Annotated in this window: 18 protein-coding genes; 4 read left to right on the forward strand and 14 right to left on the reverse strand. The window is 64.3% G+C overall.

What is annotated here, in order from left to right:
• Window positions 1-44 precede the first annotated feature (44 nt).
• From P9217_RS13700 to P9217_RS13750, 11 genes are all read right to left on the reverse strand, one after another.
• Window positions 45-737 carry a response regulator transcription factor gene (locus P9217_RS13700; RefSeq protein WP_127239711.1) on the reverse strand — a complete coding sequence of 231 codons (693 nt, stop codon included), beginning with the start codon at window positions 735-737 and terminating at the stop codon, window positions 45-47.
• Window positions 734-3,457, reverse strand: a complete 2,724-nt coding sequence (locus P9217_RS13705; RefSeq protein WP_278053130.1) for a sensor histidine kinase KdpD — start codon at window positions 3,455-3,457, stop codon at window positions 734-736. The genes P9217_RS13700 and P9217_RS13705 overlap by 4 nt, the downstream gene beginning before the upstream one ends.
• A gap of 56 nt (window positions 3,458-3,513) precedes the next feature.
• Window positions 3,514-4,077: a potassium-transporting ATPase subunit KdpC gene (kdpC, locus tag P9217_RS13710; protein ID WP_095800548.1), complete on the reverse strand. Its 564-nt coding sequence runs from the start codon at window positions 4,075-4,077 to the stop codon at window positions 3,514-3,516.
• Between the two features lie 12 nt (window positions 4,078-4,089).
• Entirely contained in the window at window positions 4,090-6,186 is a 2,097-nt protein-coding gene (kdpB, locus tag P9217_RS13715) for a potassium-transporting ATPase subunit KdpB (protein WP_278087063.1), read from the reverse strand.
• Window positions 6,183-6,419, reverse strand: coding sequence for a hypothetical protein (locus tag P9217_RS13720; RefSeq protein ID WP_245307341.1), 237 nt, complete (start codon window positions 6,417-6,419; stop codon window positions 6,183-6,185). Before P9217_RS13720 ends, kdpB begins: the two co-directional genes overlap by 4 nt.
• A 1-nt stretch (window position 6,420) precedes the next feature.
• Window positions 6,421-8,124, reverse strand: coding sequence for a potassium-transporting ATPase subunit KdpA (kdpA, locus tag P9217_RS13725; RefSeq protein ID WP_127239555.1), 1,704 nt, complete (start codon window positions 8,122-8,124; stop codon window positions 6,421-6,423).
• A gap of 22 nt (window positions 8,125-8,146) precedes the next feature.
• Entirely contained in the window at window positions 8,147-8,236 is a 90-nt protein-coding gene (gene kdpF / locus P9217_RS13730; RefSeq protein ID WP_067318826.1) for a K(+)-transporting ATPase subunit F, read from the reverse strand.
• 493 nt (window positions 8,237-8,729) lie between these two features.
• Window positions 8,730-9,821 carry a Gfo/Idh/MocA family oxidoreductase gene (locus tag P9217_RS13735; RefSeq protein ID WP_127239554.1) on the reverse strand — a complete coding sequence of 364 codons (1,092 nt, stop codon included), beginning with the start codon at window positions 9,819-9,821 and terminating at the stop codon, window positions 8,730-8,732.
• Between the two features lie 74 nt (window positions 9,822-9,895).
• Window positions 9,896-11,068, reverse strand: a complete 1,173-nt coding sequence (locus P9217_RS13740; protein ID WP_067318823.1) for an ABC transporter substrate-binding protein — start codon at window positions 11,066-11,068, stop codon at window positions 9,896-9,898.
• Between the two features lie 83 nt (window positions 11,069-11,151).
• Window positions 11,152-12,000: an ABC transporter permease gene (locus P9217_RS13745; RefSeq protein WP_067318822.1), complete on the reverse strand. Its 849-nt coding sequence runs from the start codon at window positions 11,998-12,000 to the stop codon at window positions 11,152-11,154.
• Window positions 11,997-12,830 carry an ABC transporter ATP-binding protein gene (locus tag P9217_RS13750; protein ID WP_067318820.1) on the reverse strand — a complete coding sequence of 278 codons (834 nt, stop codon included), beginning with the start codon at window positions 12,828-12,830 and terminating at the stop codon, window positions 11,997-11,999. The genes P9217_RS13745 and P9217_RS13750 overlap by 4 nt, the downstream gene beginning before the upstream one ends.
• 271 nt (window positions 12,831-13,101) lie before the next feature.
• Between P9217_RS13750 and P9217_RS13755 the strand changes: the two genes are divergently transcribed.
• Entirely contained in the window at window positions 13,102-14,049 is a 948-nt protein-coding gene (locus P9217_RS13755; RefSeq protein ID WP_067318818.1) for a MurR/RpiR family transcriptional regulator, read from the forward strand.
• A gap of 50 nt (window positions 14,050-14,099) precedes the next feature.
• Window positions 14,100-15,890, forward strand: coding sequence for an NAD(P)/FAD-dependent oxidoreductase (locus P9217_RS13760; protein ID WP_278087064.1), 1,791 nt, complete (start codon window positions 14,100-14,102; stop codon window positions 15,888-15,890).
• A 5-nt stretch (window positions 15,891-15,895) separates the two neighbouring features.
• Here the strand turns inward: P9217_RS13760 and P9217_RS13765 are convergent, their stop codons facing one another.
• Both P9217_RS13765 and P9217_RS13770 read right to left on the reverse strand, forming a co-directional pair.
• Window positions 15,896-17,119 carry an amidohydrolase/deacetylase family metallohydrolase gene (locus P9217_RS13765; protein ID WP_127239552.1) on the reverse strand — a complete coding sequence of 408 codons (1,224 nt, stop codon included), beginning with the start codon at window positions 17,117-17,119 and terminating at the stop codon, window positions 15,896-15,898.
• 29 nt (window positions 17,120-17,148) lie between these two features.
• Entirely contained in the window at window positions 17,149-17,514 is a 366-nt protein-coding gene (locus P9217_RS13770) for a RidA family protein (protein ID WP_067318812.1), read from the reverse strand.
• Between the two features lie 201 nt (window positions 17,515-17,715).
• Here P9217_RS13770 and P9217_RS13775 point away from each other — a divergent pair, with 201 nt between their 5' ends.
• Complete coding sequence (locus tag P9217_RS13775) at window positions 17,716-18,201, forward strand: hypothetical protein (RefSeq protein WP_278087065.1); 486 nt, start codon at window positions 17,716-17,718, stop codon at window positions 18,199-18,201.
• Between the two features lie 96 nt (window positions 18,202-18,297).
• On the opposite strand, the gene P9217_RS13780 is transcribed toward P9217_RS13775, so the two are convergent.
• The gene (locus P9217_RS13780) at window positions 18,298-18,447 is read right to left on the reverse strand and encodes a hypothetical protein (RefSeq protein WP_278087066.1); all 150 of its coding nucleotides are present in this window, start codon (window positions 18,445-18,447) and stop codon (window positions 18,298-18,300) included.
• A 312-nt stretch (window positions 18,448-18,759) separates the two neighbouring features.
• On the opposite strand from P9217_RS13780, the gene P9217_RS13785 reads away from it, so the two are divergent.
• Window positions 18,760-20,259, forward strand: coding sequence for an ATP-binding protein (locus P9217_RS13785; RefSeq protein WP_278087067.1), 1,500 nt, complete (start codon window positions 18,760-18,762; stop codon window positions 20,257-20,259).
• Window positions 20,260-20,274: the final 15 nt, after the last annotated feature.

A 20,274-nucleotide genomic window follows, 5' to 3' on the forward strand; every position in this document is an offset into this window, starting at 1 on the left:
GGCACAGCCTCGATGGGTTGGATGATGCCCGCCGCTCGGATCCTTCAATCGACCTCGCGCAAACGGTAGCCGACGCCGGTCTCGGTGATGATGTAGCGCGGCTGGTCCGGTGTCTTCTCGATCTTCTGCCTCAATTGGCGGACATAGACCCTGAGATATTGCACGTCCGTCGACTCGTTCCATATCTGCTTCAGCAGGAACTGATGGGTCAGAACCTTGCCGGCATACTGCACGAGCATGCGCAGGATATCGTATTCCTTCGGCGACAGTTTTACTTCCTTGCCCTCGACCTTGACGATGCGCTTCACCAGGTCGACCGAGAGGTCGCCGGCCTGGAACACCGGCTTCTCGCCCTGCTGCTGGAGCTTGTGGCGCAGCGCCACGCGGACGCGGGCGACGAGCTCGTTCATGCCGAAGGGTTTCGCCACATAGTCGTCGGCGCCGATCTCGAGCGCCTGGACGATGCCGGCCTCGTCGGTGCGGCTCGACAGGATGACGACCGGAATGTCGAGGCCGTCGTCACGCCATTTGCCGAGCAGTTCGAGGCCCGTCATCCCCGGGAGGCCGAGATCGAGCAGGATCAGGTCGGGCCGCTGCGCCTGCATGAGCTCGATCGCTGCCTTGGCGTTCGGTGCCTCCGATACGGCATAGCCCTGGCTGCCGAGGCCGACCCGAAGCAGCTTGCGGATCGGCGGCTCGTCGTCGACGACCAGGATGCTGACGTTCTGACCGGTCATGCGGCGTCATCCGTTTTGGCCACGGCAAGTTCCGGAATTTCCTGCGGCACCGGCATGCGGATGGTGAAGATCGCGCCGGGCCGGTCGGTGCGGTTCGTCGCCGAGATCGTGCCGCCCATGGCCTCGACGAAACCGCGGCTGATCGACAGGCCGAGACCCGTGCCGGCGCGGACCTGGTCGCGCTTGCGCACCCGATAGAAGGTGTCGAAGATCCGTTCGAGGTCGTTCGGCGGGATGCCTGGTCCCTCGTCCATGACCTGCAGGATGACGGAGCCGTTGTCGACCCAGCCTTTGAGGCGGATGGTTGAGCCGGGCGCGGAATATTTGGCGGCATTGTCGAGGAGGTTGAACAGCGCCTGCTCGAACAGCACCGGGTCGAGGCGCAGCATCGGCAAGTCCGGCGGAGTGTCGGTGTCGATGCGGTGCTCGCCGGTGATCTTGCGAGCGCGATCGAGCGCCGAGCCGACGATATCGCCGACATAATGGAGGGCGTAGTTCGGCTCCATGGCGCCGGACTCGATCTTGGTCATGTCGAGCAGATTGGCGATGAAGCGGTTGAGCCGCTCCGATTCGTCGATCACCGTCGACAGGAGTTCCGCGCGGTCCTCTTCGGGAAGGGCGGCCGCGTATTCCCGCAGCGTGCCGGCGGCACCCATGATGGCGGCCAGCGGCGTCTTCAGGTCATGCGAGATCGAGGTAAGCAGCGCGGTGCGCAGCCGGTCCGCTTCCGCTGCCAGCCTGGCGCGGTCGACATCGGCGACAAGTTGGATGCGTTCGATGGCGACTGCCGCCTGATCGGCAAGCGCGTCGAGAAGGCGCTGCTGCTCGGGCGTCAGCAACGGGCCCTGCTTGTCGTTGTCGAGGCCGACGACGCCGACCGCTGTCCGGCCTGTTCGCAAGGGCAGATAGAGGCGCTTGGCGCCGGGCAGCGTATCGGCGCCGCGGCCGGCGGGGCGATCATGTTCCCAGGCCCAGCGGGCCGCCGCGATGTCGGCCTCGGCGAGCGTATCGTCCGGCGGATAGCCGGCCTTGACGGTGATCGTTCCATTCTCGGGCAGAAGCAGCACCACGCGCACTTTCAGCATCGAGGCGATCTGGAAGGCGGTGGCCCACAGCACGTCGTCAAGCGTGCCGGCGCCGGCGAGCTTCTTCGAGAACGAGTAGATGTCCTGCGTGGCTCGCGCGCGTGAGCGGGCGGCGACCGCCTGGCGCTGGACGCGCGCCGTCAGATTGCTGGCGATGACTGCGACAACGAGAAAGACCACGAAGGCAACGATGCTCTCCGGATCCCTGATCGTGAACGTATAGCGCGGCTCGAGAAAGAAATAGTTGAAGGCAAGCGCGCTCAGGAAACAAGCGTAGAGCGCCGGCCAGAGTCCGAACGTCACCGCAGAAGTCAGCACCGCCAGCAGCAGGACGCTGGCCAGATTGCGGACATCGAGGAACTGATCGAGAATCGAGCTGACGGCCACCGCGCCGGCGACATAGGCCGTCGAGAACAGATAGGGCCAGATCTGGAAGGGCTTCTGCTCGGACGCGGCCTTCACACGTGCCGACGGCATGTCGGCATCGCGCTCCTTGCCCGAAATGACATGGACGCTGATGTCGCCGGCATTGCGGATCAGGTCATAGGTGAGCGAGCCCTCGATCAGTTCCCGCCAGCGCGAGCGGGTCGGCCTGCCGATGACGATATGGGTGAAGTTGTTCGCCGTCGCATGGCGCACGATGTCCTGGGCGACGTTCTGGCCCGGGATGGTCGCGACCTCGGCGCCGAGCTGTTCGGCAAGGCGCAGGTTTGTCGCCAGCCGGTCCTTGTCCTCTTCGGACATGCCGGCCAGGCGAGGCGTGTCGACATGCAGCGCCGTCCATGGCGCCCGCAGGCGATCGGCGAGCCGGCGCGCGTAGCGGATACGAGCGCTCCCGTCCGGACGCGAGTCGACGCAGACAAGGACCCGCTCGCCGGCCGCCCACGGTCCCGGAATGGCGTGGGACTGCATATGGCTGAGGAGCTGTTCATCGACGCGCTGCGCGGTGCGTCGCAGCGCCAACTCGCGAAGCGCCGTCAGATTGCCAGGCGAAAAATAGTTCTCGATCGCGCGCTGAGCGGTTTGCGGGAAATAGACCTTGCCTTCATGCAGCCGCTTGATCAGGTCGTCCGGGGTGAGGTCGATGACCTCGATGTCGTCGGCCTCGTCGATGATGGAATCCGGAACGGTTTCACGCACCCTGACGCGGGTGATCTGCGCCACGACGTCATTCAGGCTTTCGACATGCTGGATGTTGAGCGTGGTGTAGACGTCGATGCCCTGCGACAGGATTTCCTGAACATCGAGATAGCGCTTGGGATGACGGCTGCCGGGCCCGTTGGTGTGCGCGAGCTCGTCGATCAGAACCAGCTCCGGCCGCCGTTTCAGGATGGCGTCGATGTCCATCTCGTCAAGGACCCGGCCCCTGTATTCGACCTCGCGGCGCGGGATCACCTCATAGCCTTCGACCAGCGCCTGGGTTTCCTTGCGGCCATGCGTTTCAACGACGCCGATCGCGACGTCGATGCCGTCGGCGCGCCGGGCGCGGCCTGCCAACAGCATCTCGTAGGTCTTGCCGACGCCGGGCGCCGCGCCAAGGAAGATGCGCAGACGGCCGCGGCCCTCCCGCTCCGCGTGCTCGAGCAGCGCGTCGGGAGAAGGTCTGTTCTCGAAGTTGGTCCTGTCGTCCGGCATCAAGTCCAATCATGGATTGCACCGGGGATCGTGTCGATCCCCGCTGCGAGTGCTGATTATTTGAGATCGTCGAGCCCCATGTTGAGGGCCAGCACATTGACCACCGGCTCACCCATGAAGCCCAGCTCGCGATCCTCGACATGGCCGTCGACAAGCGATTTCACCTTGGCTTCATCGATGCCCCTGGCCTTGGCAATCCGCGGCACCTGGAAATAGGCCGCCTCCGGGCTGATGTCGGGATCGAGGCCGCTGCCAGACGTGGTGACGAGATCCATCGGAACCGGTGCGTTCGGGTTCTCAGCCTTCAGCCTGTCGGCGTCGGCCTTGATACGTTCGATCAGCTTCGCATTGGTCGGCCCGAGATTCGAGCCGCCGGAGGAGGCGGCGTTGTAGCCGTCGCCGGCTGCCGAGGGCCGCCCGTGGAAATAGCGGTCGCTGGCGAAGGCCTGGCCGATCAGTTCGGAGCCGATAACCTTACCATCCTTTTCGATCAGGCTGCCATTGGCCTGCCTGGGAAACAGCGCCTGCGCGATGCCGGTCATGCCGATCGGATAGATAAGGCCGGTCAGCACCGTGAAGAACACGATCATGACGATCGCGGGTCTGAGTTGCTTGAACATCGGAATGGGTCCCTATGCCAGGCCAAGAGCCGTGACGATCAGGTCGATCGCCTTGATGCCGGCGAACGGCACGATGATGCCGCCAAGGCCGTAGAGGAGAAGATTGCGGGTGAGCAGCGCGCCGGCGCCGATGGCGCGGTATTTCACCCCCTTCAGCGACAGCGGGATCAGCGCGACGATGATCAGCGCGTTGAAGATGATCGCCGACAGAATGGCGCTCTGCGGCGTCGCCAAATGCATAATGTTGAGCGCCTGCAGCGGGCCTGCCGACTGGCCGGGCGCGACGTAGAACACGGCGAACATGGCCGGGATGATGGCGAAATACTTGGCGACGTCGTTGGCGATCGAGAAGGTGGTCAGCGAACCGCGCGTCATCAGCAGCGCCTTGCCGATCTCGACGATCTCGATCAGCTTGGTCGGATCGCTGTCGAGGTCGACCATGTTGCCGGCCTCGCGCGCGGCGACCGTGCCGGTGTTCATGGCGACGCCGACATCGGCCTGGGCGAGCGCCGGCGCATCGTTGGTGCCGTCGCCGCACATCGCGACAAGCTTGCCCTTGGCCTGTTCCTCGCGGATCAGCGACAGCTTGTTTTCAGGCGCCGCCTGGGCGAGGAAGTCGTCGACGCCGGCTTCGGCCGCGATGGCCGCTGCGGTCAGCGGATTGTCGCCGGTGATCATCACCGTGCGGATGCCCATCTTGCGAAGCTCGGCGAAACGCTCGCGAATGCCGCCCTTGACGATGTCCTTGAGGTGGACGACGCCGAGCAGGCGCCCGTCGCGCTCGACCGCCAGCGGCGTGCCGCCGGCCTTGGCGATCTCGTCGGCCCTGGCCTGCAGGTCGCGCATGGTGTCGCTTGTCGGACGCGTGCCATGGCTTGCCACCGTTGCTTGATTGACATGGGCTAGCACGGCATCGACCGCGCCTTTGCGCACCGACGAGCCGTCGATGTCGACGCCGCTCATCCGGGTCTGCGCGGTGAAGGGCACGAAAGTGGCATGCAAGGTCGCCATATCGCGGGCGCGGATGCCGTATTTTTCCTTCGCCAGCACCACGATCGAGCGGCCTTCCGGCGTCTCGTCAGCCAGCGAGGCCAATTGAGCAGCATCGGCCAGCTCCTGTTCGGTCACCCCCTTCACCGGATGGAACTCGGTCGCCTGGCGATTGCCGAGCGTAATGGTGCCGGTCTTGTCGAGGAGCAAGGTGTCCACGTCGCCGGCAGCCTCGACGGCGCGGCCGGACATGGCAAGCACGTTGAAACGCACCAGGCGATCCATGCCGGCAATGCCGATGGCCGAAAGCAGCGCGCCGATCGTGGTCGGGATCAGTGTCACGAACAAAGCGACGAGGATCGTTACCGGGATATAGCCGCCGGAATAAGAGGCGAAGCTCGGGATGGTCGCGGTGGCCAGGACAAAGATCAGCGTCATGCCTACAAGCAAGATGTTAAGCGCGATCTCGTTCGGGGTCTTCTGGCGCTCCGCACCTTCGACCAGCGAGATCATGCGGTCGAGGAAGGTCTGGCCGGAGGCGGCGGAAATGCGCACGCGGATCCAATCGGACAGCACCTGCGTGCCGCCGGTGACGGCCGAGCGGTCGCCGCCGGATTCGCGGATGACAGGCGCGGATTCGCCGGTGATTGCCGCCTCGTTGACGGAAGCCACGCCTTCGATCACCTCGCCGTCGGAAGGGATGATGTCGCCGGCTTCGACCAGCACGATGTCGCCGACCTTCAGGCTGGTGCCAGGCACCAACTTGAACTTGCCGCGATCCTCGGCGTTGACGAGCAGCTTGGCCTGGGTCTCGGTGCGCGCCATGCGCAGCGAGTCCGCCTGCGCCTTGCCGCGCCCCTCGGCCACGGCCTCGGCAAAGTTGGCGAACAGCACGGTGAACCACAGCCAGATGATGATCTGCAAGGTGAAGCCGAGATCGCCGCCGCCGGTGATGACATCCTTGACGAACAGCACGGTGGTGAGTGCTGAGACCATGGCAACGACGAACATCACCGGGTTCTTGATCAGCGTGCGCGGATCGAGCTTGCGGAAAGCGCCGCCAATGGCGGGCATCAGGATGCTGGCATCCAGAATGCTCGCAGATTTGGACTGGCTCATTTTAAGGCTCCAGTATCGGTGATGTTGGATGGCGCCGGGTGTTCGGTCTTCGGCAACAGATGCGGAAGGCCCGAGGCCAGCAGCCACAGCACGAACAGCACGGCCGCCATGCCGAGGAAGGTGGAGAGCGTCGGGAAAGGACGAGGTTTCTCGTCCCCTCCGTCATCGGGCGTTCCGTCACCGGATTGGTGACGATCGTGCCGAGGTATATTGTTGAACCAAGGCATGGTCATCTCAGAAAGTCTGTCCGCGGATCATCGCCAGATGCTCGACGATCGGACCGACGGCGAGCGACGGGAAGAAGGTGAGGCCGCCGACGATGACGATCACGCCGACCAGGAGGCCGACGAACAGCATGCCGTCGGTCGGGAAGGTGCCGGCGGAAGCAGGCACGGTCTTCTTTGCGGCCAGCGAGCCGGCGATGGCCAAAGCCGGGATGATGACCAGGAAGCGGCCCATCAGCATGCCGATCGCGATGGTGATGTTGTACCAGGGCGTGTTGCCGGTCAGTCCGCCAAAGGCCGAGCCGTTGTTCGCGGCCGCCGACGTATAGGCATAGAGCACCTCGGTGAAGCCGTGCGGGCCGCCATTGGCCATCGAGGCCACCGCGCTCGGCAGGACCACGGCGATAGCCGTGAAGATCAGCATCGCCAGCGGCAGGCAGAGGATGGCAAGCATCGCCATCTTGACCTCCTTGGCCTCGATCTTCTTGCCGAGATATTCCGGTGTGCGGCCGACCATCAGGCCGGCGACGAAGACGGCGATGACGACAAACATCAGGATGCCGTAGAAGCCGGCGCCGACGCCGCCGACGATGACCTCGCCAAGCTGCATGTTGATCAGCGGGATCATGCCGCCAAGCGCGGTGAACGAATCGTGCATGGCATTCACGGCGCCGCACGAGGCGGCCGTGGTGATGACCGCGAACAGCGCCGACAACGCAATTCCGAAGCGCGTCTCCTTGCCTTCCATGTTGCCGCCGTCGATGCCGAGCGCATGCACCAGCGGACTGCCGGCGGCCTCGGCCCAGTAGCAGACGATGACGCCGACGAGAAACAGCACGCCCATCGAGGCAAGGATGGCCCAACCCTGGCGCTCACTGCCGACCATCCGCCCAAAGACGTTGGTGAGACCGGCGCCGAGCGCGAAGATCGACAGCATCTGGATCAGGTTCGAGATGGCGTCCGGATTCTCAAAAGGATGCGCGGCATTGGCGTTGAAGAAGCCGCCGCCATTGGTGCCAAGCATCTTGATGGCGACCTGAGAGGCGACTGGGCCGAGCGCGATCGTCTGCTTGGCGCCTTCCAGCGTGGTGGCGTCGACATAGGGTCCAAGCGTCTGCGGGATGCCGAGCCACACATAGACGAGCGTCAGCACGATGCAGGCCGGCAGGAGCACGTAAAGCGTGCAGCGGGTCAGGTCGACCCAGAAACTGCCGATCGATTTGCCCGAGGCACGGGCAAAGCCGCGGATCAGCGCGATCGCAATGGCAATGCCGGTGACGGCCGAAACAAAGTTCTGGACGGTGAGGCCAGCCATCTGCACGAGGTAGGACATCGTGCTTTCGCCGCCGTAGTTCTGCCAGTCAGTATTGGTGACGAAACTCGCCGCGGTGTTGAAGGCGAGCCCCGGCTCGACCGCCGCCATCCCGACGGGATTGTAGGGCAGCGCGCCCTGCAGCCGCTGCAGGGCATAAAGCACGAGGAAACCGACGAGGTTGAAAAACAGCATGCCGGTGGCGTAGGCGGCCCAGTGCTGTTCTTCCTTGTCGCTTGTCCCGGCGAGGCGATAGAGGCCGCGCTCGATCGGGACAAGCACGGGCGACAGCAACGTACGATCGCCTTTGAAGACGCGGTGCATGTAGCCGCCGAGCGGCTTCACGAGCAAAAGCAGGATCCCGCAATAGACGAGGATCTGTATCCAGCCGTTGAGTGTCATGAACTGACTTTCCGTATGCCGATCAGAAGCGCTCTGGGCGGATGAGGGCGTAGATGAGGTAGGCAAGCAGGAACAAGGTCACCGCGCCGCCGAGGACGTAGTCGAAAAGCATTGTAAGACCCTCAGATTCTGTCGCAGGCTTTGACGTACGCTAATGACAGGACGAAGAACAAAATCCCCATCCCGAGAACAACGAGGTCCATTGCAGGCATTCCTTGTTTCGGCTTGTTTTTGCACCCCGACACGGTCGAGTTCAAAATTGCACAGGACCGCCCGTCACCTTGGCGGCGATGGCGATGAAAGTGTTTTTCGAGGGGAATATGGACCCGACCGCCATAAAGGTTCGAGACGAGGCGGGGAGCAAAGAAATAGGAATCTTATAGGAAATTGACGCCACGGGATGAAGGCGGCGGCAACGTGCTGTTCCAAAGATCCGGAAGCTGGTTGGCCGGCCGCCGGTCCCTGCACGGCATCTCCTCTTCCAACTGCGTGGAGAGCGCTACATAGCGGCCCGACTGGCTGCATGCCGATCGGCACGCCGCCGGCGGACTGCCCAGCCGCGAAGCGGCTAGATGTGGGGTTGCGAGGCAGGCTGACCGGAAGCTTCAGGTCAGCTCGACGGTCCGCTTCTCCGCGATGCTCTGCTCGGCGGCTAAAACGATGCGCAGGCTGTTGACGGCGGCAGCCATTTGCTCGGTCAGATCGAGGTCCTCACGGATGGCGCGCAGGAAGAAGGCCTGCTCGCGGTCGCAAAGCTCCTGATGGCCGGGCTCGTCCTCCATGCTGACGATCTCGTCGGGCTTCGAGAAGTTCTTGTCGCCATCGACCTGCGCGTAGTGGATCTTCAGCGCGTCGGTCTTGGTGTGGCGGTCGATGTCGGCGGAATCCGATACCTCCTCGGCTTCCTTGGCGCTGCTTGCGGACTGGCCGGCGACGATCGAAACGGCGCCTTTCGGGCCGACCACATCCTTCACGAAATAGGCGGTCTCGCTCATCATCGGGCCCCAGCCGGCTTCATACCAGCCGACCGAGCCATCATCGAAAGTGACGTGCAGATGGCCATAGTTCTGCTTGTCGGCCTCGGCCCAGAGTTTGGCGCCGATGCCGTGCACGCGCACCGGCTTGGCGCCGGTCAGCTGGCACATGACGTCGACATAGTGCACGCCACAGTCGACGATCGGGATCAGCGAGTCGATCAGGTTCTTGTGCCAGTGCCAGGCGCTGCCGCTGCTCTGCTGGTTGAGGTTGAGGCGCATCACCAGGGGCTTGCCGAGCGTCTTGCCGACCTCGATGAATTTGATCCAGGACGGGTGGACGCGCAGGATGTAGCCCAGAACCAGCTTCCGGTTCTTGGCCCGCGCGGCGGCCACCACCTTCTCGGCGTCGGCGATGTTGGTGGCGAGGGGCTTTTCCATGAACACATGGCAGTTGGCGGCGATCGCCTTCAGCGCGTATTCGGCATGCGTGTTCGGCCAACTGTTGATCGAGACCGCGTCCGGCTTGGTCTCCTTCAGCGCCAAGTCGAAATCCTCATAGAGCGGATAGCCGGCGAGCTCCTTCGGGATCTTCTTGTTGCTCTTGATGGTGCGGCTCATGATGCCGACGATCTCGAAGCCGTCGGAGCGGTGATAGGCGCTCGCATGCGAAGCGCCCATATTGCCCAGACCAACCACCAGGATTTTTACTTTGTCGGCCATGTCAGCCTCCCCAATGCTCTTTGAACAGTAGCTCGGGCGGCATCAGGCGCCGCCCGATGGTCAATGCGCCCGCCTTACTTGACGGCGGAATCGAACAGGTGCGCCTTGATCTTCTCGACGTCGAGCGCGGCAAAGCCTTCCGACAGTTTCACGCCGTCGGCATCGGCCTTGACCTTCGCCTTGTCGAAGTCGTTGGCGGTCGGAATCAGGTCGTTGGTGCAGACGTCTTCGGCCTTCACCGGCGCGGTGATCTGGCCGATCTTCAGGATCTCGTCGAAAAAGCCCTGCCAGCTCGCCATGTCGTGCGAGCCCCAGCCACTGCGCTTGTCCATGTCACCGCGGAAGACGTTGATCTGCTGCAGGATCGAGGTGGTGCCGAGCTCAGGGCCAAGGTTCTTGGCCAAGGTCGGGAATTGCTCGAACACGGCTTCGACGGCCGCGCGCGGGTTCTGGTAGCCGAATTCGAGGCCCATCGCCCAGCCGCGCAGATATTTTTCGAGGAAGGCCTTCTTGTCGGGATCCTCGAGATCGGCGGCGCGCACGACGAAGGTGTTGGCCGGAAGCTTGGAATTCTGGACGCCGAGCCAATATTCGAAGTCGAGGTCCTTGGCGATCCATTCGGCGCGCAGACCTTCCCAGGAGAGTGCGGCATCGCCTTGGCCGCCGGCGAGCGCGGTGCCCCAGGTCGGCCACCCGGCCTCGACATATTTCACCTTCTTGATGTCGACACCCTGCGCGGCAAGCAGCGGATCGACGATCGCCTGCCAAGCGGCGGAGCCGAGCAGGATCGTCTTGCCTTCGAGGTCCTTCAGGTTCTTGGTGCCCTGGCCCTTGCGGAAGGCGATGCTGAAGGTGTCGCGCGCGCCCATGTGGAACACCGACTTCAGCTTCATGCCGTTCTGGATGGCGAAGGAGAAGACGCCGGGCGAGGGGAAGCCCATGTCGGCCTGGCCGACATCGACGAACTTGACCGTCGCGGTGCCGTCAGACGGACCCGGCTGCATGTCGGTGGCGAGGTCGCCGAAATAGCCGGCCTTCTTGGCCGACCAGTAGGGATAGTCGTCCAGCACTTCGAGCGTGCCGCGCGGCGAAATCCAGGTGAATTTTTCATAAGCCGCCGCGCTGGCTTTCAGACCCGATGCGCCGAGCGCGGTGGCGGTCACGACGCCGGCGGCCGTCACTTGCAGGAAGTAGCGGCGGCTGATGCCCGCTCTTGTCGCCGTACTGAATAAGCTTTCGTTGGTCATGGCATTCCCCTTTTGTTGATTGCCCTTATCGATCGCTTGCCCTTGCCTTCGCCCGTCTCCCGGGCGATCTCATCCGTCCGCGCTCATGCCTCCCAGCTCGCCCATTTCTTGCCGATCAGGAAGAAGAGCACGTAGATCAGGATGCCGAGCGTCGACAGGATCAGCACCACCGCGAAGAATTGCGGCATCTGGATCATCGACGAATACGAGGTAAGCCGGTTGCCGAGGCCGAAGCCGCCGCCGACCATCTCGGCACCTACCGCAGTGAGGAGCCCGAAGATCGCGCCGATCATCAGCCCGACCAGGATCATCGGCAGCGCCATCGGCGCGCGGATCTTCCAAAAGATCTGCAAGGTGCTCGCGCCATAGGAGCGAGCGAGCGCGATCTTGGCGCTGTCCACGCGCCGGAACCCGGTCGCGGCATTGATCATCACCATCGGTCCGGCGGCTAAAGCTACCGCGATAATGCGCGGCGTGTAGCCGAAGCCGAAGCGCAGGATGAGAAGCGGCACCAGCGCCAGCATCGGCGTGGTGACGAGGATCAAGATGTAAGGCGCGACGATCTTCTCGGCGAAGGGAAACTGCGTGATCACCGCCGCCATCACCAGCCCGACGACGGCGCCGATGGCAAAGCCGGAGAAGAGCTCGACCAACGTGTAGCCGAGATGCGGCGCGATCAGCGGGAACTCGTCGAATAAAGCGTAAACGATCGCACTCGGCGGCGGCATGATGTATTGCGGCACGTGGAAGATGCGCAGCGCCAGCTCGATGCCGCCGATGATCACCACCGCGACGACGAGAATCGCGGCCACCTCGGCGCCGGACTTGATGCCTGGGCCGCCGGCGAAGGCGGAGAGGTTGGTGAGGCTGACATCCTGGCCGTCACCGGACTTGGCTTTGGAGAATTCCGGAATGGCGTCGCCCCCGCTCACGGTCTGATCCTCACGATTTCAGCGCTCTTGTGTTGCAGCTGCTCCTGCGCCTTCGGCCGGCGCTCGCCGACGATGTCCATCTTGATGCGGTTGGTGAGGTCGAAGACCTCCTTGGTGGCCATGATCTCCAGCGAGCGCGGGCGCGGGAACGGCACGTCGTAGACCTTGGCGACGCGTCCCGGCCGCGCGGTCAGCACCACGACCCGGTCGGAGAGGAAGATCGCTTCCTCGATGCTGTGGGTAATGAAAACGATGGTCGTCTTGGTATCGAGCCAGATCTCCTCGACGAGGCGGTTCATCTCCTCGCGGGTGAAGCTGTCCAACGCACCGAAGGGCTCATCCATCAAGAGCACGGAAGGCTTCAGCGCCAGCGCGCGGACGATCGCCGCGCGCTGCTGCATGCCGCCGGAAAGCTCGCGCGGGAACTTGCCGCCGAAGCCGTCGAGCCCGACGCGATGAAGCAGATGCGCGATCCAGGCGCGATCGGGCTTCTCGCCTTTGATCTCGAACGGGAAGTTTATGTTGGCGTCGAGATTGCGCCAGGGCAGAAGGTTCGCTTCCTGGAAGACGATACCGATCTCGGGACGCGGGCCGGTGACCTCCTTGCCGTCAAGCAATATCGCGCCGCTGGTCAGACGATGCAGACCCGACATCGACCACAACAGCGTGGTCTTGCCGCAGCCGGAGGGGCCGACGATGGAGACGATCTCGTTGGCGTGCACGTCGAGGCTGCAGCGGTCTAGGGCGAGAAGATCGCCGGAGGCCGTGGTATAAACCTTGCTCGCTGCCTGCACGCCGAGCTTCGGCGTTCTTGCGCTGCCGGTATTCATGCTCCCCTCGGAGACTGCGTGATTGGGTTGCCGGAGCCCCCTCTGTCCGCGAAATCAGTCTGTAACTATCCTACTTTACTGTCAAGCGGTGGCAAAGATCTGGCGCCATCAGATTCAACTAAAGCTTATCTAAGTGTCTGATTTCGCCTGTGTTTAGACGCGCTTGCAGTGTGTGTTACTTTCCTACATACTCACTTCGGCTGATTGCCCATGGCCAGCCGGCGGATAATCGCAAATATGGTGGTCCAGAAACGGCAGAGAAGGACGGCCAATGACCGAAGCTGACAGCCAGGCGCTGCGGATTTCCGACGGGGATGACGGCCGGCATGATCATGTCAGGCGCTTCCCCGACATCATTTCGCAGGTGAAGGACAGCTACACGGACTTGCGGCCGGCGGAGCGTCGCGTCGCCGACGTCGTGCTCGACGACGTCAAATATGCCGTCGATGCATCGAATGCCGCGCTGGCGCAGCGCGCCCAGGTCAGCGAGCCGACGGTCACCCGTTTCTGCCGCGCCATCGGATGCGACGGCGTGCGCGACTTCAAGCTGAAGCTGGCGCAGAGCCTCGTCGTCGGCGCGCTCTATCTTAGCACCAAGCCGCAACCCACGAACGGCGACAGCGGCATGCCGTTCTGGAACGCCGTCTTCGGCGAAGCGCGCCGCGCGCTGCAGGAGGCCGAACGGCAGATCGATCCAGGGCAGTTGCAGAAAGCGGCGGAGCTGATCGCCAAGGCCAGGCAAGTGACGGTATTCGGACTTGGCGGCAGCTCATCGGCGCTGGCGCAAGAGACGCAGTATCGCCTGTTTCGCTATGGCATCACCATCAGCGCGCAATGCGATCCGTATCTGATGCGCATGACGGCTTCGACGCTGAAGCCGGGCGATGTGGTGATCGCGATATCGGCGACCGGCCGTACCCGAGAGGTGATCGAGGCGGTGGAGCTTGCCAAGCACTATCGCGCCGACGCGATCTGCGTGACCGCGCCGGACACGGAGCTGACACGCGTCTGCGATGTCCAGCTGACGATGGCGGTTCCCGAATATCCCGACACGCTGAAGCCGACAGCTTCGCGCTACGCCTTCCTTGCGGCCATCGACCTGCTCGCGGTCGCGTCCGCCTACAAGCTCGACGGCCCGGCGCGCGAGACGGTGCGCCGCATCAAATATAACGCCCAGATCCATCGGACGGGGAAGGAGATGGAGCCGCTCGGCGACTGAGAACAGCCGCAACGCGGCTATGATCTGCGTATTCAGGGGAACGAACATCAATGCTCGACATCGCACCATCGCAACAGGCGGCAACCTGGCTCGGCACATTCGGCCGCGCGCTCGAGGCGGGTGACATCGAGGCGGCGACGAACCTTTTCGTGGACGATTGCTACTGGCGCGATCTGCTGACCTTCACATGGAACATCAAGACCGTGGACGGCCAACCGGCGGTCCGCGAGATGCTCAAGGCGACGCTTTCCTCGACGCAACCATCGCACTGGCGCCTGTCCGGGGAGTCAAGCGTCGCCGACGGCGTCATCGAGGCCTGGTTCAGCTTCGAGACGGCCGTGGCGCGAGGCGAGGGCATCCTGCGGCTCAAGGATGGCCGCTGCCGGACGCTGTTCACGGCGATGAGCGAGCTCAAGGGTTTCGAGGAGCAGAAGGGGCCTGCCCGGCCGCTCGGCATCCGCCACAAGGCCGATCCCGAACGCGAGACCTGGGCGGAAGCAAGAGCGCGCGAGGCGCGTGAGCTCGGCGTGCACGAGCAGCCCTATTGCCTGGTGATCGGCGGCGGCCAGGGCGGCATCATGCTTGGCGCCCGTCTGCGGCAGCTCGGTGTTCCCACCCTCATCGTCGAGAAGAACGCGCGCGCCGGCGATTCCTGGCGCAACCGCTACCGCTCGCTCGTGCTGCACGACCCGGTCTGGTACGACCATCTGCCTTACATTGCGTTCCCGGAAAACTGGCCGGTGTTCACGCCCAAGGACAAGATGGGCGATTGGCTGGAAATGTATGCCCGCGTCATGGAGCTGAACTACTGGGTCGCCACCAAATGCATCAGCGCGGCCTATGACGAGGCCGAAAAGGTCTGGACGGTGGTGGTCGACCGCGTCGGCCAGCGCATCACGCTGAAGCCGAAGCACATCGTCTTCGCCACCGGCGCCTACGGGCCGCCGCGGCAGATCGATCTGCCTGGCGCGGACAGCTTCAAAGGCGAGCTCTTGCATTCCAGCCAGTACTCGACCGGCGAGAAATTCCGCGGCAAGCGCGTCGCGGTGATCGGCGCGGCGAGCTCCGGCCACGATGTCAGCGTCGACCTCTGGGAAGCCGGCGCCAAGGTCACCATGGTGCAGCGCTCGCCGACGACGGTGGTGAAGTCGGACACGCTGATGGAGGTCGGCTTCGAGATCTTTTCGGAAAAGGCGCTGGCGCGGGGCATCACCACCGACAAGGCCGACATGATCGTGGCTTCGACACCCTTCGCGCTGGTCCCAAAAGGCCAGCGGGCGCTCTATGACGTCATCCGCGAGCGCGACGCGGATTTCTACAAGCGCCTCAGCGACAGCGGCTTTGCCATCGACTTCGGCGAGGACGAGACCGGACTGCTTATGAAAGCCTATCGCACCGGCTCCGGCTACTACATCGATGTCGGCGCCTGCGAGCTGATCCTGAACGGCGAGATCGCGGTGAAGAGCGGCGTCGGCATCAAATCGCTGACGCCGACCGGCATCCTGTTTGAGGACGGCAGCGAGCTGGCGGTCGACGCGATCGTCTCCTGCACCGGCTACCAGTCGATGAACGAGACCGTGGCAGGGATCGTTTCCCGGGAGGTCGCCGACAAGGTCGGGCCGTGCTGGGGCCTCGGCTCCGGCGTCAAGGGCGATCCCGGCCCGTGGCAGGGCGAGTTGCGCAACATGTGGAAGCCGACCGCCCAGGAGGCGCTATGGTTCCACGGCGGCAATCTCGCGCTGTCGCGCTTCTATTCGAAGTTCGTGGCGCTGCAGCTCAAGGCGCGGATGGAGGGGATTGCGACGCCGGTCTATGGCGAGCCGAGCAATTCGCGACGGTGAGCCAATCAGCGCCCGAAGTGCCTGGCCGCAACCTCGACATGCGTGTGGTGCGCATGGGCCTCGAAGCGCTCGGTCTCATTGTGGTCGGGCGTCTCGTTCCGCCACCATTTGCCGCCGATGACGATGCCATTCGAGACCAGCCGCTGGTCCGCAATAAGTGACGCACCGACCGCGTCGACAAAGGTGAAGCGGCCGGGCTGCAGCCTCAGCACCGCGACATCGCCGATGCCGCCGACTTTAAGCGCCCCGAGCTCGGGCCTGGCGATCGCATCGGCCGGGCGCTGCGTTGCCGCGCGCACGACCTCGACCAGCGGCATGCCGAGCGCCATGAGCTTCGACATGCAGACGAGAATATCGAAGGCAGGGCCGTCGACGCAGTAGAGATGCACATCGCTCGAGATGACGTCCGGCGCCAGCCCCTCCGCCAGCATCGCCTTCGCCACCTCGAAGTCGAAGGAGCCCATGCCGTGGCCGATGTCGAAGATGACGCCGCGCTCGCGCGCCTGCCGCATATCCGGCCGCACCGCGCCCGAAGCGAAGACCGGCGCGTTGGGGAACGGCCGGAAGCAGTGAGTGAGGATGTCGCCGCGGCGGAGCCTGGGCAGCACTTCCGAGCGGCCGGGCGGCGGCTCGTCGATGTGCGCCATCAGCGGCAGGCCGGCTCGGTCTGCGGCTTCGAGCGCGAGGTCGACCGGCGCGATGCCGCTGGTGCCGCCGGCGTGCTTCCCGGAACGGACTTTTACGCCGACGACGACAGCGGCATGCTCGCGCACCGCGGCCACCGTCTCGCGCGGCTCGCAGAGCCTGAGATCGCTGCATTCGCCGACGGATACCGTCTCGGCGAAGCCGAATATGCCGGCAAACGAGATGTTGACGTAGGCAAGGATGCGGACCTTCGAACGCTCGATGACATGGCGGCGAAACCCCAGGAAATTGCCGGCGCCGGCGCTGCCGGCATCGATGAAGGTGGTGGTGCCGCTCTTGGCGGCGAGCCGGTCAGCGTCGACACCGAGCGAGGTGCCGCCCCAGTAGACGTGGCTGTGCAGATCGACGAGGCCGGGGGTGACGATGCAGCCGCTGGCGTCGACGACCTCACCGGCGGTCTCGCTATCGATGGCCGCTTCGATCGCGGCGATTCGGCCATCGGCGACGGCGATGTCGCGCGGCGCATCCAACCCGGAAGCCGGGTCGATCACACGGCCGCCCTTGATCAACAGATCGAACTGCATTCCGCGCCTCCGTTGCTGTCTGGCCGCGATCACACCGGCCGGTAGGCGACGGCCTCGATCTCGATCTTGATGTCGATCATCAGGCGCGACTCGACGGTGGTGCGCGCCGGTGGGTCGTTCGGGAAGTGCCTGGCATAAACCGTATTGAAGGCGCCGAAATCGCGGGCGTCCTCGAGCCAGACAGTGGTCTTCACCACGTCGTCCATGGTGCATCCGGCCAGCGCCAGCGCAGCCTTGACGTTTTGCAGCACCTGCTCGGCTTGGTCAGTTATGCCGCCCTTGACTACCAGGCCGTCGCTGCCCACCGGCACCTGGCCGGAGACATAGACGAAATCGCCGGCGCGGACGGCAGGCGAGAGCGGGACATGCGACTTTCCGAAGCACTGCTTGGGCAAATGAATCTCCTGTTGTCGAGCGCAAGGACCGTTCTTGCAAGCCGTCTACGCTTGTAGAGGTGATCCTCCAAGAGGCAATGTCGGAAAGCAACATTTTTTCGGAGATTCATGTTGCTTTATTACAAATCCTGAGCATCCTGCACCCCGAATCCTGAGATGCGACCGGTGGGTTGCTGATCGAACGCAAGGGGAAGAGCCAGCATGACCTTTGACAAGAATCCGTTTCCGGAAGGCGATGCCGATCGCCATGCGCTGTGGGAAATGCTGGTGCGGCGCGACATCGACGCCTTCCTTGGCCAGGACTGGTCGATGGTCGAGGACGACTTCATCGCCGAGAGCTTTTTCGGCATGCATGCGCATTTCCTGCCCAATGCCGATGCCTGGCGGCTGCAGTTTCCCAGGCTGGAAGTCTATCGCGACGAATGGCTGCGGCAGGCCAAGGAGACAGCCGCGACGGAATTCGCCGAGCCGCTGCGCGAGGCGATTTTCCGCGTCACCAATCTGCGCGACATCGACGTCGACGGCGATCGTGCTGTGCTGCACAAGAAGTTCGACGGCTCGATCGCCAAGGCCGACGGCAGCGTCGACCGCCTGAAATGGCAGACGCTCTACTTCTGCCGCAAGGTCGGCGGGCGCTGGAAGATCACCGGCTTCGTCGGTTATATGCCGCATCCGCTCGGAAGCTAATGCATGTCGCCCGGACGTGCGCGCGTTCTGGGACACCGACATGCCCCAAACAAAGATTTACAGCGCCTCGCCTAATCCTTTTCAGCGCAACGAGGTTTAGGACAGGCGCGGCAACCGCTCGTCGGGCGAGCGGTGATCGAAGACGACTCCCATGGTCTTACCAACAGCGGCCATGACGATCAGTTCCACCAGATGGTCGTCGCTGTCCCCGCAGGCGGGGTCCGATTGGCGGATGGCATCGAGCATTGCCCGGGTCGAAACAGTGTCGCCGGCGCGAAATTTCGAAAGAGCAGAAGAAACAATGTCTGCACTGTCAGGTCTATGACGGGCACTTCCGCAGCGACGTTCATAAGCCTCCTCCTGCCATGAACCCCTCCCTCAAGGGATGATACGCCGATCAGGGGATTGCGCCAGCGAAATGGTGGTCGGACCAGTTCAGCTGGCGATGGCCTGCCGTTAAGTGTGGAACATCGCGCCGAGCCCTTGGCCCCATGCTCGACGCACCGCGCGCCGGTTGCTAAGTCCCTCCCGCGCAGGGAGACTATCCGAGTCGATAATATGACGGTTGCGATCGAGATGGGGCAGACGTCGGCAGGCGCGCCGGCGGCCCTCGACCTTGAGGAGCTGCTGGCGACCCGCCTGCTGGTGCAGGGCAATTCGGGCTCGGGCAAGTCGCATCTGCTGCGCCGGCTGCTGGAGCAGAGCGCGCCCTGGGTGCAGCAGACCATCATCGATCCCGAAGGCGACTTCGTCTCGCTGGGTGAGCGCTACGGCCATCTGGTGATCGACGCCGAGGATCATACCGAGCGCGGCCTGCAGGCGGCCGGCGAGCGAGCGCGCATCCACCGCGTCTCGACGGTGCTAAACCTCGAAGGGCTCGATGCCGAGAACCAGATGCGGCGCGCCGCAGCCTTCCTTGGCGGGCTGTTCGAGGTCGCGCGCGACCATTGGTATCCGATGCTGGTGGTGGTGGACGAGGCGCAGCTCTTCGCGCCGGCTGCTGCAGGCGAGGTCTCGGATGAGGCGCGCAAGCTTTCGCTCGGCGCCATGACCAATCTGATGTGCCGCGGCCGCAAGCGCGGGCTCGCCGGCATCATCGCCACGCAGCGGCTGGCGAAGCTCGCCAAGAACGTCGCGGCGGAGGCCTCCAACTTCCTGATGGGCCGCACCTTTCTGGACATCGACATGGCGCGCGCCGCCGACCTGCTCGGCATGGAGCGGCGGCAGGCGGAAGCCTTCCGCGACCTCGAGCGCGGGCATTTCATGGCGCTCGGTCCGGCGCTGTCGCGCCGCCCGCTCAGCGTGCGGATCGGATCGACCGAGACGAGCCCGCGCAACGGCACGCCGCGGCTGATGCCGCTGCCCGAAGCGACGCTCGAAGATGCGCGCGCCATCATCCTCGCGGCACCGCCGCCGGAGGCGATCCGGCCGCAGCGCCGGCCGTCGCCCGACCTGCTCGATCAGTTGATGGCGGCCAAGGCCGCGCCGCTCGACATCCGCCCCGAGCCGGCCGAGACGCAGCCGAGCGCCGAGGACCTCGCCGAGCGGCGCGGACGGATGGACCGTATCCTGCGCGCCATCCTGGCTGAGCCCGATGCCGGATTCCGCGTCATCGGCGTGCTCTATCAGGAGTTCGTGGTCCGCTGCCGGATCGAAGGACTCGCTTCGGTGGTGCCCGACCTTTCGGAATTCCGACGCATGCTGACGCGCGCCCGCGCCGGCGTCGGCTCGGACATCGCCGAGGACGACGCGTGGCGCGACATCTCCGTGCGCGCATCGCTTCTGCCGGAGGACATGCAGGGCGTGTTCATGATGATCGCGAGGGCGGCGAAGGAAGGCTGGCCCTGCCCGAGCGACGCGGCGATCGCCCGCGCGTATGGCTCGCATTCGCTGCGTCGCGCCCGGCGGCTGCTCGATTACATCGAGGAGCAGGGGCTGATCGTGTGCCAGATCGACGGTGTTGGCCGCCGCACGGTGACGCTGGTCGAGCTCGCCTGGGCAACGGCCCCGGGCGATCCGAATGCCGGAGAAGAAGAGCCGGGCAGTTCGGCTGCATAAGAATCCGGCCTGAGT

The sequence above is a fragment of the Mesorhizobium sp. WSM4989 genome, assembly GCF_029625795.1.
Taxonomy (GTDB): Bacteria; Pseudomonadota; Alphaproteobacteria; order Rhizobiales; family Rhizobiaceae; genus Mesorhizobium.